This window comes from Halorubrum trapanicum (genome assembly GCF_002355655.1).
In the GTDB taxonomy this organism is placed as follows: domain Archaea; phylum Halobacteriota; class Halobacteria; order Halobacteriales; family Haloferacaceae; genus Halorubrum; species Halorubrum trapanicum_A.
Genome location: NZ_AP017569.1, coordinates 1,441,085 through 1,455,762 on the forward strand (window position 1 = coordinate 1,441,085; position 14,678 = coordinate 1,455,762).

A 14,678-nucleotide genomic window follows, 5' to 3' on the forward strand; every position below is an offset into this window, starting at 1 on the left:
AACCACCCTCGCTATCGATCAACAAGCACTTTTCAGCGACCAGACGTTTCAGGTGAAACTCTGTCTGAAGACTAGGATTTCAACAGCGCCAAATAATCGCCGGTAGACCTGCGGTGAACACCTCCAAGACCCAGCCGCTCACTTATAAACAGCTCATAACGGATCGGCGGTGAACACTTCCAAAGCCCCAGCCGCGAGGACTCGCGCGGCTCGCTGCGCTCCTCGGTCGCTCACTGCGTTCGCTCCCTGCGGTGCTTGCGTCGCCGTGCTTCGTCCTCGCGGCTGCCCCTTTGAGTCCCGCCCCGCACAGCCCCGCACCTCACGCCTCCCCAGCCTCGTCGACCGGCCTCCGCTTCGCTCCGGCCGGTCGACTCCCTCGCGGGCGGTTCGCGGTCGCCTGTGGCGACCGCTCACCGGCGCGCCACCGCGATAACTGATCGTTCATTGATTCGGCTGTATTGACCGCTGCTGGGGCGGAATACATCACTTGTTGAGGATTTCAACAGAGCCGATTATTTATAAGCGAGCGGCCGAGAGTTCGGAAGCACCTCCCGCAGAACAGCCGATCCCGGAGTCGTATTCTTACGAGACGATCTCGTCGATCAGTTCACGCGCGCTGCGCCGGACCGCCGCGTCGCTCTCGATCGACGGCTCCCACCCGAGGTCGGCCAGCTTCTCGATCGACAGGCGCATCTTCGGCACGTCACCGGTCCAGCCGCGGTCGCCGCCGGTGTAGCTGTACTCGGGGTCGACACCGAGTTCCTCGCTCACGATGTCGGCGATGTCGGTGACGGAGGTGGTCGTCCGCGTGCCGAGGTTGTACACGTTGTACGCGTCGTCCGCGCCCTCGACGACGTGCTGGATCGCGTCGACGCACTCGGTGACGTGCATGTACGACTTCTCCTGCCGGCCGTCGCCGAGGATCTCCAGCTCCGTCGGGTCCTCGTCCAGCTTCTCGATGAAGTCGGGGATCACGTTGCCGCGCTGGCGCGGGCCGACGATGTTCGCGAAGCGGAACACCCACGACTGGATCCCGTACGAGTGGGCGTGCGTGGAGATGAGCCCCTCGTCGGCGAGCTTCGAGGAGCCGTAGATCGAGATGGGCTCCATCGGCGCGTAGTCCTCGGCCGTCGGGCGCGGCGCCTCGCCGTAGACGGTCGACGAGGAGGTGAACGCGAAGCGGTCGACGCCGACCTCGCGCATGCGATCTAAGACGTTGTACGTCATCGCGGTGTTCTCCTCGAAGAGGACGCGGTCGTCGTCGTAGTTCGTGTCCGTGTACGCCGCGAAGTGGAAGACGACGTCGAGGTCGCCGGTGACCGCGCGGGCGACGTCGTCGGGGTCGGTCACGTCGGCCGCGACGAACTCGGCGCCGGCGGGCACCCGGTCGCGGGTCCCCTTCGAGAGGTCGTCGGCGACGCGGACGGCCGCGCCGCGGTCGAGCAGGTCGGCCGCGAGGTGGCTCCCGACGAGGCCGGCGCCCCCGGTGACGAGGACGCGCGAATCGGCGAGGTTCATACCGGTCGGTCGGCGCTCGCGGATAAGTAGGTGTGGAATCGGGACGGGGTCGGCGGTCGAGGCGCCGCTATAAGTTCTCGAACGCCTCGTCGACGATTTCACCGGTGTCGGCGACGATATTCTCCATCTCGTCGTCGTCCGGCGCCATCCCGACGAGCCGGGCGATACGCATGATCGAGACGTGGTAGACGCGCTGGACGCCGGGCTCCTCCTCCCAGATAACGACGTTACACGCCATCAGCGCGCCGAGCTTGTTGTCGGTCGCGTCGAGCGCTCGGTCGGCGACCTCGGGGTTACACGCGCCCAAGACGTAGTAGGGGTCGCGGCCCGCGTCCACCTTCTCGTTGAGCATCTCCGACGGCGAGAACTCGACGGGGACGCCGAATCCGGCGTCGGTGAACACCTCGCGGACGTGTTCGATCGCCGCCTCGTGATCCATCTCGAGGGTGGCCTGCTGTTCGCCGATGTCGTCCGGGTCGATCTGCGTCGGGTCGATGGGAAGCGTCATTCGTGTATCGTCTTGGACCTACGTAACAAAGTCTCTTCGGATGGCTCGGCGAGAGAGCGACCCATCACCCGATCGAACGGCGTTGCGGCCGACGCGACCGGGGGTAGTATTGTACTGTTTGGGAACAACTTTAACCCGCTCTGCCGCCGTATCGTCCGATACGATGACCGCGTCAGTGCGCGAGGACCTCGAACGCGACATGGAGTGTCTGGACCTCCTGGAGTGTATCCACGGGCTCAACGAGCGGGATCGGGCGGTGTTTCGGGCGCTCCAGCAAGCGGACGAGGCGCTCACCGTCGACGACGTGGCGGAGCGGCTGGGCTGCGAGCGCTCGACGGCGCACCGGTCGATCTCGCGACTGGTCGAGGCCGAGGTGGTCGCCCAGCGGCAGGTGAACTACGACCACGGCGGATACTACTACGTGTACCGGCCGCGGACGCGCGAGGAGGTCGCCCGCGAGATGCGGCGGCTGCTCAACAGCTGGTACGCGACCGTCGGGCGGCTCATCCAGGAGTTCGAAGATCGGTGTGACGGGGGGGCGAGCGACGGCGGGGACCGCTCGGCTCCCTCCGGTTCCTAGCGGGCGGTCGGTCGCGTCGCTCACCGCAGTATTGTGTGAAACATACAAAATAAATAAATCGCTGGGGACCGAAGGGAGACGCATGGCCGAAGACACGGGTGCGGCCGGATCGGCGACGACCGGCGACGACGCGCCCGCCGAGTACGTGCGGGCCAACCGCGAGGCGCTGGTCTCGCTGGCCCTCGATCTGCTCGCGGTCGACACGTCGAATCCCCCCGGCGACACGCGCGAGGTCGTCGCGGAGATCGAGCGGTTCCTCGACCCCCTCCCGGTCGCGGTCGAGCGGTTCGCCGTCGACCCGGCGAAGCCGAACCTACTCGTGCGGGTCCCCGGCGACGCCGACCGCACGCTGCTGTACAACGGGCACCTCGACACGGTGCCGTTCGACGAGACGGAGTGGACGCGCGATCCGCTCGGCGAGCGCGACGACGACCGCGTCTACGGGCGGGGCGCGACCGACATGAAGGGCGCCGTGGCGTCGTTGCTGTTCGCGATCCGAGCCTTCGCGGCCACCGAAACCGACCCGGCCGTCGACCTCCTGTTCGCCTTCGTGAGCGACGAGGAGGTGGGCGGCGACGCCGGGCTCCCGGCGCTGCTCGACGCGGGGGCGCTCGACGCGGACGCCTGCGTGATCGGCGAGCCGACCTGCGAGGAGGGCCGCCGCTCCGTCACGGTCGCGGACCGGGGAAGCATCTGGCTGACGCTCGAGGCGTCGGGCGAGGCGGCGCACGGCTCCCGGCCGACGCTCGGCGTCAACGCCGTCGACCGACTGTACGACGCCGTCGAGACGATGCGCGATCGATTCGGCACCGAGCGGCTGGCGATCGGCGCCGAGATGGAGCCGATCGTCGAGGAGTCGGTCGCGTACTACGCCCCGTCGATGGGCGAGGCGGCCGCGCGGGACCTCTTCCGGTACCCGTCGATCAACCTCGGCGTCTTCGAGGGCGGCGACGCGGTGAACGCCGTCCCGGGGGCCGCGCGCGCCGAGATCGACGTGCGGCTGACGGCGGGCGTCCACACGCCCGACGTGCTCGCGGGGATCCGCGAGTGCGTCGCCGACTGCGAGGGGGTCACGGTCGCCGACGTCTCGTGGAGCGTCGGCACGGCCGAAGACCCCGACGGTCCGCTCGTCGAGGCCGTCGCGTCGACGGCGGCGGCCGTCACGGGGGACCGCGTCTTCAGGCGGAGCGCCACGGGCGGCGGCGACGCCAAGAAGCTCCGGAACGCCGGGATCTCGACCGTCGAGTTCGCGCTCGGGACCGACACGCTCCACGCGCCCGACGAGTACGTCCCGGTGGACGCGCTCGTCGACAACGCGGTCGTCTACGCCCGGCTGCCGGCGGCGTGGCGGACCGAGACGGACCGATAGTCGACGCCCCGCACCCGCCCGGTACACGTCGGTGGGACGGTCGGGATACCGCGATCGCGACCCCCCTGTCCGAGTGTTTTTAGAATATTGGAATTTACTCACAATATTAATACCACACGCCGGCAACTACCGCGTGTGAGACAGCCATGACCGACATCGAACCCGACGAGACCGTCGACGCGAGGGGCGCGGCGTGCCCCGGCCCCCTGATGGACCTCATCGGCGCGATTCGGGGCGCGGAGTCGGGAGACGTCGTCCGACTGTTGAGCGACAGCGAGGGATCGCTCACCGACGTCCCCGAGTGGGCCGAGGAGGCCGGTAACGAGCTGCTCGCCGTCGAGGAGCTCGACGACCACAACGCGTTTTACGTGGAGAAAGCATGACCGAGCGCGTCGTCATCGTCGGGGGCGGGACCGGCGGCACCGTCCTCGCCAACGACCTCGCCGATCGGCTCGAACCCGAGCTCGACGCCGGCGACGTCGAGGTCACTCTGATCAACGACGACCCCGACCACGTCTACAAGCCGGTCTGGCTGTACGTGCCGTTCGGACAGCGCGAACCGGCGGACGGTCGCCGCGCGCTCGACGAACTCGTCGACGAGGCGGTCGACCTCCGGATCGATCGGGTGACCGAGATCGACACCGACGCCCGGCGGCTCCGGTTCGACGGCGGCGAGCCGTCGATGGAGTACGATCACCTCGTCTTGGCGACCGGATCGACGCTGGAGCCCGACCGGGTTCCCGGCCTCGCGGAGGGCGGCCACGACTACTACAGCGAGTCGGGCGCGACCGCCCTCCGCGACGAGTTGCTGGAATTCACCGAGGGCGAGCTCGTGTTGAGCGTCGTCGGCACCCCCCACATGTGTCCGGCGGCGCCGCTGGAGTTCGTCTTCATGGCCGACGACTGGTTCCGCGAGCGCGGCCTGCGCGAGGACGTCGACATCACCTACACGTACCCGATCCAGCGCGTCCACGGCAATCCCCACATCGCCGAGTGGGCCCGCCCCATCATGGAGGAACGGGACATCGAGGTGGAGACGTTCTTCAACGCCGAGTCGGTCGACTCCGACGCGGAGACGGTCACGTCGATGGAGGGGACCGAGCTCGACTACGACCTCCTCGTGACGATCCCGCCCCACGGCGGCGTCGACCTGATCGAGGCGGCCGGGCTCGGCGACGACGGCTGGGTCGACGTCGACAAGCACACGCTGGAGGCCGAGGCCGCGGAGGACGTCTACGCGCTCGGCGACACCGCCGACACCGGCGTCCCGAACGCGGGCAGCGTGGCGCACTACCAGGCCGGCGTCGTCGGCCGGCGCCTCGCCAGCGAGGTCCGCGGTCGCCCGGCGACGGCGACGTACGACGGCAAGACGCTGTGCTTCGTCGAGACCGGGATGGATTCGGCCTCGTTCGTCGAGTTCGACTACGAGACCCCGCCGTCGCCCGCGCCGCCCTCGGAGAAGCTCCACTGGTCGAAGCTGGCGTACAACGAGTCCTACTGGCTCACCGCGCGGGGGCTGCTCTGACCATGTCCGAGACGGAACCCTCCGAATCGGCCGATCTCGAGACGGCGATCCAAGAAAATCCCGAGGCCGTCGCCGCGTTCGTGGAGCGGCTCGACGCGGTCAACGAGCTGCTGGACGTGCTCTCCTTAGGCGAGAGCGCGCTCGACGACGAGATGGTCCGCGAGCTCTCGGCAACGGGGTCGACGCTCGCGGAGTCCGCCGACGGGCTGGCGACCGACGAGACCGTCGCGCTGGCCGAGGCGGTCGGCGAGAACGGCGACGAGCTGCGGGCGGCGCTCGACACGCTGCTCGAACTCCAGCGGAGCGGGACGCTCGACGAGCTGGCCGAGATCGCCGAGGTCGGGTCGCTGGCGACCGCGGCCCTTGACGACGAGATGGTGAGGTCGCTGGCCGGCACCGGCGCCGCGCTCGGCGAAGTGGCGCAGACCGCGGCCGACGACGACGCCCGCGACGGCGTCGAGACGCTGCTGAAGGGCGTCGGCGAGGCGGAAAGCGAGTCGCCCGAGCGGGTCGGCGCCGTCGGGCTGCTCCGCGGCGTGCGCGACCCGGAGGTCCAGTACGGGCTGGGCTACCTGCTGGCGGTGGCGGGCGCGATCGGCCGCGAGCGATCCGGTCGCGAGTGAGCCGATCGCGAGTGAGCCGATCGCGAGTGAGCCGATCGCGAGTGAGCCGATCGCGAGTGAGCCGATCGCGAGTGAGCCGATCGCGAGCGCACCGCTGGGGAGTCGTAGCGGGAGAACGGGAGTTCGGGGATCGGAACAGCGGTTCGTTTTTCGGCGGTCAGACCAGCAGCTGGATGTCCGCCTCGGCCATGTCCTGAAGCGCGGTGGCGGCGCCGACGCCCGTGGTGACGCCGTCGTAGAAGTCGTCCTCGTCGTAGTCCATCAGGTCGATAGTCATCTGACAGGCCTGGAACTCCACGCCCATGTCGAGGCTCGTCTCGAGGAGCTCCTCGACCGTGGCGGTGTCGTTGTCCGCGATCCGCTTTTCCATCATCCGCGTCGTGACGCGGTCCATGCCGGGGAGCGCGGCGACGGCGTTGGGAACGGGCATGTTGGGGTTGCCGACGGAGCTGAGCTTGAGGTTCTTCGAGCGCTCCTCGTGGAGGATGTCGAGCCCCCAGAACGTGTGGAAGACGGTCACCTCGTAGCCGAACGCGGCCGCGGTGCTGGCGAGGATGAGCGGCGGGTACGCCATGTCGAGCGTCCCCTTCGTGGCGATGATGCTCATCTTCTTGCCGCCGTCGGTGGCCTCGGCGAGCGCGTCCTCGAGCTCGTCGACGCGCGCGGCCAGCTCCGCGCGGGAGGGGACGTCGCCGTCGGTCGCCTCGGAGGAGTCGTCGGCCGACGCGTCGGGTGTGTCCGTGCCCATCGTTACTCGGTCTTGCGGACGTAGTGTTTGTACACGTCGTCGCCCTCCGTCTGGTCGACGAGCTCGACGCCCGCGGTGCCGTCGGCCCAGCCGTCGATGTCGCTCATGCTGCCGGGGTCGGTCGCCAGCACTTCGAGGACCTCGCCCGCGGCGAGACCGTCGATGGCGGACTTCGTCTTCACCACTGGCATGGGGCACGATGCGCCTTTCACGTCGAGCGTCTCCGCGATGTCGAATTCGGAACTCATTGTGTATCTGCTCCGGTCGTGTGTATTGGAGCTATCGCACAATACCCTCCAGCAAGGTAAAAGATTGTTGGTTCTTGTGAACAGCGCCAACTACCATATAACGCGAAACGTATTCAGGCACCCCATAACCCGTATTAGATACTTTAGAGGAATATCTGACGCCCACGTCCGGCAGTAGTATTGTTCAAAAAAGGAAATACTATGAAAATGCTTTTGTGCGTCGACCCGGTAGAACCGACTGCGAAATATGAATGCCGACGACTTTCCGACTCCGGACGTCGACGTCGACTCCGTCGACCCGGACTCGCTCAAACATCGAATCGACGCCGGCGAGGACGTGACGATCCTCGACGCGCGTATGGGGTCTGACTACGAGGAGTGGCGCATCGACGGCGAGAACGTCACGTCGATCAACGTCCCGTACTTCGAGTTCCTCGACGACGAGATCGACGACGACGTCCTCGATCGGATCCCCGACGACCGCGAGGTGACCGTGCTGTGCGCGAAGGGCGGCGCCAGCGAGTACGTCGCGGGCGCGCTCGCGGAGCGCGGCTACGACGTCGACCACCTCGAAGACGGGATGAACGGCTGGGCGAGCATCTACGAGGCCGTCGAGGTCGAGCGCTACGACGGCGCCGGCACGCTGCTCCAGTACCAGCGCCCCTCCTCGGGCTGCCTCGGCTACCTCCTCTACGACGGCGGCGAGGCCGCGATCATCGACCCGCTGCGGGCGTTCACCGACCGCTACCTCGACGACGCCGACGACCTCGGCGTCGACCTGACGTACGCCATCGACACGCACGTCCACGCCGACCACATCTCGGGCGTGCGCGACCTCGACGCCGAGGGCGTGGAGGGCGTCATCCCGGCGGCCGCCGTCGACCGCGGCGTCACGTACGCCGACGAGCTGACCACGGCTGAAGACGGCGACACCTTCGAAGTCGGCGACGCGACGATCGAGGCCGTCTACACCCCCGGCCACACGACCGGGATGACCTCCTACCTCGTCGACGAGAGCCTGCTCGCGACCGGCGACGGGCTGTTCGTCGAGAGCGTCGCTCGCCCCGATCTCGAAGAGGGCGACGAGGGCGCCCCCGACGCGGCGCGCACCCTGTACGAGTCGCTACAGGAGCGCGTCCTCTCGCTGCCCGACGACACCCTGATCGGCGGCGCGCACTTCAGCGACGCCGCGGTCCCGGCCGACGACGGCACCTACACGGCGCCCATCGGCGAGCTCGTCGCGGAGATGGACGCGCTCACGATGGACGAAGGGGAGTTCGTCGACCTGATCCTCTCGGACATGCCGCCGCGGCCGGCCAACTACGAGGACATCATCGCGACGAACCTCGGGCAGAACGCCGTCGACGACGAGGAGGCGTTCACCTTAGAGCTCGGGCCGAACAACTGCGCCGCCAGCCAGGACTCGCTCGCGGGTGACTGACGACGCACATGGTCGCTGACCCAGTACTGCTGCAGGCTGTCGCCGAGCTGTTCCCCAACGGGATCAGCCGGTACGCCGTCGGCGGACTGCTCGTCGGCCTCGGGACCGTCCTGATCTACGTCGGGACGGGGATCCCCGCCGGGGCGAGCACGTTCCTGGAGTCGACGCTGTCGTACGTCTCCGACCAGTCGCGGTTCCAGCGGTACGTCGGCTCGCGAGACTGGCGGGTCGTGTTCACGGCCGGCATCGTCCTGGGCGGGCTGGCGTTCGCGGCGACGTTCCAGTCCGGACTGGTCACGAGCCCGCTGTACGAGCCCGGAACGACCGGCCAGCTGTACGAGGTCGCCGGCGTGACGCTGTGGACGACGGAGATCCAGCCGTGGCGGCTGTTCCTCGGCGGGATCTTAGTCGGTGTCGGGACCCGCGTCGGGAAGGGGTGTACGTCCGGCCACGGCGTCTGCGGCGTCGGCTCGGCGTCGAAGACGTCGCTGGTCGGCGTCGCGACGTTCCTGACCGTGGCGATCGGGACCGCGCAGGTCGTCGCCGCGCTGGGGGTGAGTCCGTAATGCGCGAGACGCGAGCGTCTCGAACTGCGCGAACGGGAGCGACCGGAGGGAGCGACACGTGAGCGCGGACCGCCATCCCCTGTTCAAGCCGCTGGTGTTCGTCGGCGGTATCACCTTCGGGTTCGGCCTCGGGTTCAGCCACATGGCGCGGCCGGAGGTCGTGGTGAACTTCCTCCTGTTCGACGATCTCGGGCTCCCGTTCGTGATGTTCGGGGCCGCGATCGTCTCCGGGATCGCGTTCGCGCTGCTGCCCCGGGTCCGGGACGCCGCGCCCCTCACGGGCGACCCCTACGAGCGCCGGCTGAAACCGTTCGACCGGAACGTCCTCGTCGGCGGCGCCGTCTTCGGCGTCGGCTGGGGGCTCTCCGGGATCTGCCCGGGCGCCGCGTACGCCAGCCTCGGGGTCGGCAACGTCACGATCCTCTGGGCGCTCGGCGGGATGTTCGTCGGGGCGTACGCGCAGGGCTACTGGCGGAGCCGGACCGGGGCCCGCGACGCCGCCGCGGCGGGCGCGGACTGACCGACCGGCACTATGGACCCCGCTCTCGTCGCCCTCTTCGTCGGCGCGGCGCTCGCCAGCCTCTTCATGGCGTGGGTGATCGGCGCCGGGTCGAGCGGCGCGACGCCGTTCGCCCCCGCCGTCGGCGCGAACGCGATCGGCACGATGCGCGCGGCCCTTCTGGTCGGCGTCTTCGGCTTCGCCGGCGCCGTCACGCAGGGCGGAAACGTCTCCGAAGCCGTCGGTAGCGGCCTCGTCGGCGGCATCAGTCTGCCCGTCACCGGCGTCATCCTCGTGCTCGTCCTCGGCGCGGGACTGATGGCGGTCGGCATCACCACCGGGATCCCGATCGCGACCGCGTTCACCGTGACCGGCGCCGTCATCGGCGTCGGCCTCGCGCTCGGCGGGACGCCGGTCTGGTCGAAGTACCAACAGATCGGCGCCGTCTGGGTCCTCACGCCGTTCGTCGGCGGCGGCATCGCGTTCGGTATCGCCTCCGTCCTCCCGCGGCCCGGCGTTCCCGAGCGGTACAGCGTCCCGGCCCTCGCCGGGCTCGTCGGGAGCGTCCTCGCGAACGTCCGATTCAGCTTCCTGGGTGACGGGCCCGAATCGGGCACGCTCCGCGGCGTCGCCCAGCACGCGCTGGGGGTCGACGGGCTCGCGTCGGCGGTCGCGATCACGGGCCTGGCGGCGCTGGCCGTCGCGGCCGTCGTCCGGTGGGACGTGAGCCGCGACGAGGAGGACGGACTGCGGCGCGTCCTGCTCGCGCTCGGCTCGCTCGTCGCGTTCTCCGCGGGCGGGAGTCAGGTCGGGCTGGCGGTCGGACCGCTGCTCCCGCTGCTCGACGAGGTGGGGATGATCTCGACGACCGCCGCGCTCGTCGGCGGCGGGTTCGGGATGCTGGTCGGCTCGTGGACCGGCGCGCCGCGGATGATCAAGTCGCTCGCGCAGGACTACTCCTCGCTCGGGCCGCGCCGCTCCATCTCGGCGCTCGTCCCGTCGTTCCTCATCGCGCAGCTGGCGGTGCTGCTCGGCGTTCCCGTCTCGTTCAACGAGATCGTCGTCAGCGCGATCATCGGGAGCGGCGCGGCCGTCGGGGGCCGCGACGCGGTGGACGCGCGGAAGATCCTCGTGACGGTTGGGGCGTGGGCGGGCTCGTTCGCCCTCTCGTTCGCGCTCGCGTACGCCGCGGCGGCGCTCTTTTTATAAACGGACGCGCCGCGGCGTCAGTTCTTTATAAGTGTTCAATCTGACGCGGTGGCGCGTGCCGACGAGCGCCGCAACGCGGCGCGAGTCGCACGCGCGAGGGAGTCGGGCGCGACGAGGGCGACCGAAGGGAGCCCGAAGACGCGCCCGACGAGGCTGGGGAGGCGTGAGGTGCTGTGCGGGGCGGTGCGGGGCGGGACTCAAAGGGGCAGTCACCGGCGGCTCCGCCGCCGGTTTCCCGTGGCGCGTAGCGCCACGCTGCCGTGAGGCGGGCGCAGGCGTTCACGAGAGCGCAGCTCTCGTGAGCCAATCAGAACGCGAAGCGTTCTGATGACGACGCAAGCACCGTAGGAACGAGCGAAGCGAGTGACGAGGAGCGTGGTTCGAAACGGCGGAGCCGTTTCGTCATCACGAGACGCCGGAGGCGTCTCGAACGACAGCGAGCGTGTGCCCGCCTCACGGCTGGGGCTTTGGAGGTGTTCGCCGCCGATCCACGGTCAGTTGTTTATAAGCGAACGACTCGGAAGTTAGAGGCGCTTTCCACCGATCCACAGCCAGTCATTTATAAACGATCGACAGGAGCTTCCAGAGTCCGACGAGGGCAACGCCCACCGACGGTCCGCGAGGCTCCTCGCAGGCAAAACCTCTCCGTAAGTTATCGGTACTCCGGCCGAGGTTACCCGAATATAGTATTGTACAGTAAGCCCAAAACCGTTATAGGTACGAAGCGGGTAGGGGAGAGTGAGCAGAAATGTGCCAGAAGCGAAATTCCGCGTTCGGAAGTCGGAGGGAGAGTCGATGGCAGGATTAGAGATTCCCACGTGGGACCCGGAGACGGCCCTGCTTATCGGCGCGATCCTCCTGGAAGCGTTCGTGTTGTACGTGGGGTACGGCGGCCTCGAACGGCTCGTCGGTCCCTATCTGATGGAACTCGTCGTGGGAGGTGACGCGAGTGCTCGGTAGCCTTCTCAGCGGGCCCGGCTTCCTGGGGACGAGCCCCGAGATGCTCGCCCTGTTCGTCGGATTCGGCCTCGTCGTCGGCGTCCTGTTCGGGTTCTTCGGCATGGGCGGGTCGTTCCTCGTCACCCCCGCCCTGCTCATGCTAGACTACTCCGCCCCCGTCGCGGTCGGCAGCGGGATGGCGTTCGTCTTCGGGACGGCCGTGATCGCGACGCTGAAACACCACGACCTCGGGCAGGTGGACTACAAGCTCGGCGCGATCATGATCACGGGGACGACGATCGGAATCGAGGCCGGGCGCGCCAGCGTCTACTACCTCGAATCGATGGGGCTCGCCGGCGGCGTCATCAGCGTCGCCTACGTCGTCCTGCTCGGCGGCGTCGGGGCGATGGTCACCCGCGACGCCCTCAAGGGCGACGGCGGGGGCGGAATCGACCACGAGGCGACCGACAGGGACCTCGACGAGTACGAGATCCCCGAGATCGCCAAGAAAATCCAGCGGACCGTTCGCATTCCGCCGATGGTGACGCTCCGCGGCGACGTCCGCGTCTCCGCGTGGGTGATCACGGCCGTCGCCTTCGCGACCGGCGTCCTGTCCGGCTTCCTCGGCGTCGGCGGCGGCTTCATCCGGATGCCAGCGATGATCTACGCGATCGGCGTCCCGGTGCCCGTCGCGGTCGGCACGGACCTCTTCGAGATCGTCTTCTCCGGCGGGCTCGGGAGCTACCTCTACGGGCAGGGCGGCGGCGTGAACCTCGGTATCGTCGCCCCGCTGCTGTTCGGGAGCGCGCTGGGCGCGCGCATCGGCTCCGCCGCGACCGCGGTCGTCGATTCCGACGAGATCAAGGTGTACTTCGGCGGGATGCTGCTGGTCGGCTCCATCGCCGTGGGTATCGGCGAAATAGGGTCCTACCTCGGCAACTCGACGCTTGAGCTGCTCGGACTGGTACTCGTCATCGGCGCGGCGGTCGTCGTCGCGGCCGCGGTCCTCTACACGACGGTCACTTCGCTCCGCGTGACGCGGCAACAGCAGACGTCGACCGCCGACTGATCCGCGTTTCGCCGTCGGATCCGCAGCTCCGATCTTGTACACTTGATTCAGAACAGCTGCCGAGCGGAAGCGATCGGTCCGCCGTGCGCCGACGCGGTCGACGCGCCGAGCCGCTCTCGCCCCTCACAGTCCCTCTTCGCCGCCCTCCTGCGTGAGGAGGACGACCATCGAGAGCCCGGAGATGAGGAGCAGAATGAGCGTGGGGACGACCGCGTACTGGTAGAACGCGTTCTGCTGCGCGCGCCAGATCTGCGTGACGATCGTGTCGAACCCGGTCGGGCGGAGCACGAGCGTGACGGGCAGTTCCTTCATCGTCGTGAGGAACACGAGCGCGGCGCCGGCGACGATGCCGGAGCGCGTGAGCGGGAACGTGACGCGCCTGAACGCGCCGGTCGACGACTCACCGAGGGTGCGCGCGGCCTCGACGAGCCGCCGGTCGATCTGGAGGATGGAGGTCCGCGTCGACCCGACCGCCTGGGGGAGGAAGCGGACGACGTACGCGAACACGAGGAGCGGGAGCGTCTGGTAGAGCCACGGCGCGTAGCCGGAGCCGAAGTACACCAACGCGAGCGCCAACACGATGCCGGGCACCGCGAAGCCGACGTACGTCGCCCGCTCGAAGATCACCGCGAACGGCGAGTCGTGGTTCGCGGCGAAGTACGCGACCGGGATCGCGGCGAGCGCGGCGGCGACGGCCGCCGCCGCGGAGACCGACACGGAGTTGAGCACCATGATCGGCTCGAACGCCAGCGAGGGGCGGCGCCCGGATTCGGCCCGGAGCAGCCACAGCCCGAGGATCCACAGGGGGACGAGCAGCGCGGTGCCGGACACCGCGGCCGGCAGCAGCGTCGCGGGCCAGCGCAGGCGGCCGAGCGACACCCGGTCGTCCGTCCGCCCCGCGTCGTCGCCGCTCGTGTTCCGGTCCGAGCGGACGGCCCACTCCAGGGCGAGCACGAGGATGACCACGACGAGCAGCTGGAGGGAAAGCAGCGCGGCGTAGTCGCTGCCGAAGGAGTTGTACTCCACGTAGATCTGTCGGGTGAACACCGGGAGCTGCATGATCGAGGGCGTCCCGAAGTCGGAGACGGCGTACAGCGCCGAGAGCAGCGCCCCGGCGGCGATCGCGGGCCGGATCGTCGGGAGCGTCACCCGGCGGAACGCCGCGAGCCGGCCGTGGTTGAGCGTCCGGGCGGCCTCCAGCATCGTCGTGTCGAACGACAGCAGCGCGGCCCGGGTGGTGAGGTAGACGTAGGGGTAGGTGTACAGCGTGATCACGAAAATCGTTCCGGAGAGGCCGTAGATGTTGGGCACCCGCTCGACACCCAGCGGCGCGAGGACGTTGTGGAACGCCCCCTGCGGGCCGAACGCGGAGACGAACGAGAAGGCGCCGACGTAGCTCGGCACGACGAGCGGGAGCGCGGCCGCGACGGACCAGAAGCGGGGGAACGGGAGGTCGGTCCGGGCGGTGAGGTACGCGAGCGGCACGCCGATGAGGATCGAGGCGGCGGTGACGCCCGCCATCAGCACGAGGCTGTTGACGAGCACCTCGGCGGTGCCGGCGCTGAACACGAGGTCCATCGCCCGCTGCCGGTCGACGGCCGCCGCCCTGATCACGAGCCACGTCAGGGGGAACACGAGCGTGCCGGCGATCGCCGCGCACAGCAGCGTGAGCCCGATCGGGAGCTTGTCGTCGCCGTCGGTCAGCCGGTCGCGGATCCGGGTTCGCAGGGTCATTGTACGGAGGAGGGAGTCGCTCTGTCCGAGCGAGGGGCCGCCCCGCGTTAGGGGTTCCGATCGCCCGGCGAGCGCACTCCGACGGATATATGAATTTAGGGC

General features: G+C 68.8%; 16 protein-coding genes. 11 read left to right on the forward strand and 5 right to left on the reverse strand.

Features of this window, described 5'->3' with window-relative positions; translation table 11 throughout:
• Positions 1–582: 582 nt before the first annotated feature.
• Together CPZ01_RS07000 and CPZ01_RS07005 are read right to left on the reverse strand one after the other, a co-directional pair.
• On the reverse strand, positions 583–1,518 hold the full coding sequence (locus tag CPZ01_RS07000) for an NAD-dependent epimerase/dehydratase family protein (protein ID WP_096394068.1): 936 nt from the start codon (positions 1,516–1,518) through the stop codon (positions 583–585).
• Between the two features lie 67 nt (positions 1,519–1,585).
• A complete protein-coding gene (locus CPZ01_RS07005) occupies positions 1,586–2,026 on the reverse strand; it encodes a DUF302 domain-containing protein (protein WP_096394069.1) in 441 nt (146 codons plus the stop codon).
• A 163-nt stretch (positions 2,027–2,189) separates the two neighbouring features.
• On the opposite strand from CPZ01_RS07005, the gene CPZ01_RS07010 reads away from it, so the two are divergent.
• The 5 genes from CPZ01_RS07010 to CPZ01_RS07030 all read left to right on the forward strand — a co-directional run bounded on the left by CPZ01_RS07010 (position 2,190) and on the right by CPZ01_RS07030 (position 6,123).
• A complete protein-coding gene (locus tag CPZ01_RS07010; RefSeq protein ID WP_172863938.1) occupies positions 2,190–2,606 on the forward strand; it encodes a helix-turn-helix domain-containing protein in 417 nt (138 codons plus the stop codon).
• A gap of 82 nt (positions 2,607–2,688) precedes the next feature.
• A complete protein-coding gene (locus CPZ01_RS07015; protein WP_096394070.1) occupies positions 2,689–3,975 on the forward strand; it encodes a M20 family metallopeptidase in 1,287 nt (428 codons plus the stop codon).
• Between the two features lie 146 nt (positions 3,976–4,121).
• Positions 4,122–4,358, forward strand: coding sequence for a sulfurtransferase TusA family protein (locus tag CPZ01_RS07020; RefSeq protein WP_096394071.1), 237 nt, complete (start codon positions 4,122–4,124; stop codon positions 4,356–4,358).
• A complete protein-coding gene (locus tag CPZ01_RS07025; RefSeq protein ID WP_096394072.1) occupies positions 4,355–5,500 on the forward strand; it encodes an NAD(P)/FAD-dependent oxidoreductase in 1,146 nt (381 codons plus the stop codon). Before CPZ01_RS07020 ends, CPZ01_RS07025 begins: the two co-directional genes overlap by 4 nt.
• 2 nt (positions 5,501–5,502) lie before the next feature.
• Positions 5,503–6,123: a helical membrane plugin domain-containing protein gene (locus CPZ01_RS07030; RefSeq protein WP_096394073.1), complete on the forward strand. Its 621-nt coding sequence runs from the start codon at positions 5,503–5,505 to the stop codon at positions 6,121–6,123.
• Between the two features lie 157 nt (positions 6,124–6,280).
• Here the strand turns inward: CPZ01_RS07030 and CPZ01_RS07035 are convergent, their stop codons facing one another.
• The gene (locus CPZ01_RS07035; RefSeq protein ID WP_096394074.1) at positions 6,281–6,871 is read right to left on the reverse strand and encodes a DsrE/DsrF/DrsH-like family protein; all 591 of its coding nucleotides are present in this window, start codon (positions 6,869–6,871) and stop codon (positions 6,281–6,283) included.
• A gap of 2 nt (positions 6,872–6,873) precedes the next feature.
• Complete coding sequence (locus CPZ01_RS07040; RefSeq protein WP_092920632.1) at positions 6,874–7,119, reverse strand: sulfurtransferase TusA family protein; 246 nt, start codon at positions 7,117–7,119, stop codon at positions 6,874–6,876.
• 247 nt (positions 7,120–7,366) lie between these two features.
• Here CPZ01_RS07040 and CPZ01_RS07045 point away from each other — a divergent pair, with 247 nt between their 5' ends.
• From CPZ01_RS07045 to CPZ01_RS07065, 6 genes are all read left to right on the forward strand, one after another.
• On the forward strand, positions 7,367–8,560 hold the full coding sequence (locus CPZ01_RS07045; RefSeq protein WP_096394075.1) for an MBL fold metallo-hydrolase: 1,194 nt from the start codon (positions 7,367–7,369) through the stop codon (positions 8,558–8,560).
• An 8-nt stretch (positions 8,561–8,568) separates the two neighbouring features.
• Entirely contained in the window at positions 8,569–9,126 is a 558-nt protein-coding gene (locus CPZ01_RS07050; protein WP_096394076.1) for a YeeE/YedE family protein, read from the forward strand.
• Positions 9,127–9,184: 58 nt separating this feature from the next.
• Positions 9,185–9,646: a DUF6691 family protein gene (locus CPZ01_RS07055; protein WP_096394077.1), complete on the forward strand. Its 462-nt coding sequence runs from the start codon at positions 9,185–9,187 to the stop codon at positions 9,644–9,646.
• A gap of 12 nt (positions 9,647–9,658) precedes the next feature.
• Positions 9,659–10,834, forward strand: a complete 1,176-nt coding sequence (locus CPZ01_RS07060) for an inorganic phosphate transporter (protein ID WP_096394078.1) — start codon at positions 9,659–9,661, stop codon at positions 10,832–10,834.
• A gap of 795 nt (positions 10,835–11,629) precedes the next feature.
• The gene (locus CPZ01_RS15410) at positions 11,630–11,794 is read left to right on the forward strand and encodes a DUF7512 family protein (protein WP_172863939.1); all 165 of its coding nucleotides are present in this window, start codon (positions 11,630–11,632) and stop codon (positions 11,792–11,794) included.
• Positions 11,784–12,842, forward strand: a complete 1,059-nt coding sequence (locus tag CPZ01_RS07065) for a sulfite exporter TauE/SafE family protein (protein ID WP_096394079.1) — start codon at positions 11,784–11,786, stop codon at positions 12,840–12,842. The genes CPZ01_RS15410 and CPZ01_RS07065 overlap by 11 nt, the downstream gene beginning before the upstream one ends.
• A gap of 123 nt (positions 12,843–12,965) precedes the next feature.
• On the opposite strand, the gene CPZ01_RS07070 is transcribed toward CPZ01_RS07065, so the two are convergent.
• Positions 12,966–14,576 carry an ABC transporter permease gene (locus tag CPZ01_RS07070; RefSeq protein ID WP_096394080.1) on the reverse strand — a complete coding sequence of 537 codons (1,611 nt, stop codon included), beginning with the start codon at positions 14,574–14,576 and terminating at the stop codon, positions 12,966–12,968.
• Between the last annotated feature and the right edge of the window lie 102 nt (positions 14,577–14,678).

Bases quoted from the DNA above. Each gene is read 5' to 3' on its own strand.
- CPZ01_RS07000 (WP_096394068.1), bottom strand. From the start codon at position 1,518: ATGAACCTCGCCGATTCGCGCGTCCTCGTCACCGGGGGCGCCGGCCTC.
- CPZ01_RS07005 (WP_096394069.1), bottom strand. From the start codon at position 2,026: ATGACGCTTCCCATCGACCCGACGCAGATCGACCCGGACGACATCGGC.
- CPZ01_RS07010 (WP_172863938.1), top strand. From the start codon at position 2,190: ATGACCGCGTCAGTGCGCGAGGACCTCGAACGCGACATGGAGTGTCTG.
- CPZ01_RS07015 (WP_096394070.1), top strand. From the start codon at position 2,689: ATGGCCGAAGACACGGGTGCGGCCGGATCGGCGACGACCGGCGACGAC.
- CPZ01_RS07020 (WP_096394071.1), top strand. From the start codon at position 4,122: ATGACCGACATCGAACCCGACGAGACCGTCGACGCGAGGGGCGCGGCG.
- CPZ01_RS07025 (WP_096394072.1), top strand. From the start codon at position 4,355: ATGACCGAGCGCGTCGTCATCGTCGGGGGCGGGACCGGCGGCACCGTC.
- CPZ01_RS07030 (WP_096394073.1), top strand. From the start codon at position 5,503: ATGTCCGAGACGGAACCCTCCGAATCGGCCGATCTCGAGACGGCGATC.
- CPZ01_RS07035 (WP_096394074.1), bottom strand. From the start codon at position 6,871: ATGGGCACGGACACACCCGACGCGTCGGCCGACGACTCCTCCGAGGCG.
- CPZ01_RS07040 (WP_092920632.1), bottom strand. From the start codon at position 7,119: ATGAGTTCCGAATTCGACATCGCGGAGACGCTCGACGTGAAAGGCGCA.
- CPZ01_RS07045 (WP_096394075.1), top strand. From the start codon at position 7,367: ATGAATGCCGACGACTTTCCGACTCCGGACGTCGACGTCGACTCCGTC.
- CPZ01_RS07050 (WP_096394076.1), top strand. From the start codon at position 8,569: ATGGTCGCTGACCCAGTACTGCTGCAGGCTGTCGCCGAGCTGTTCCCC.
- CPZ01_RS07060 (WP_096394078.1), top strand. From the start codon at position 9,659: ATGGACCCCGCTCTCGTCGCCCTCTTCGTCGGCGCGGCGCTCGCCAGC.
- CPZ01_RS15410 (WP_172863939.1), top strand. From the start codon at position 11,630: ATGGCAGGATTAGAGATTCCCACGTGGGACCCGGAGACGGCCCTGCTT.
- CPZ01_RS07070 (WP_096394080.1), bottom strand. From the start codon at position 14,576: ATGACCCTGCGAACCCGGATCCGCGACCGGCTGACCGACGGCGACGAC.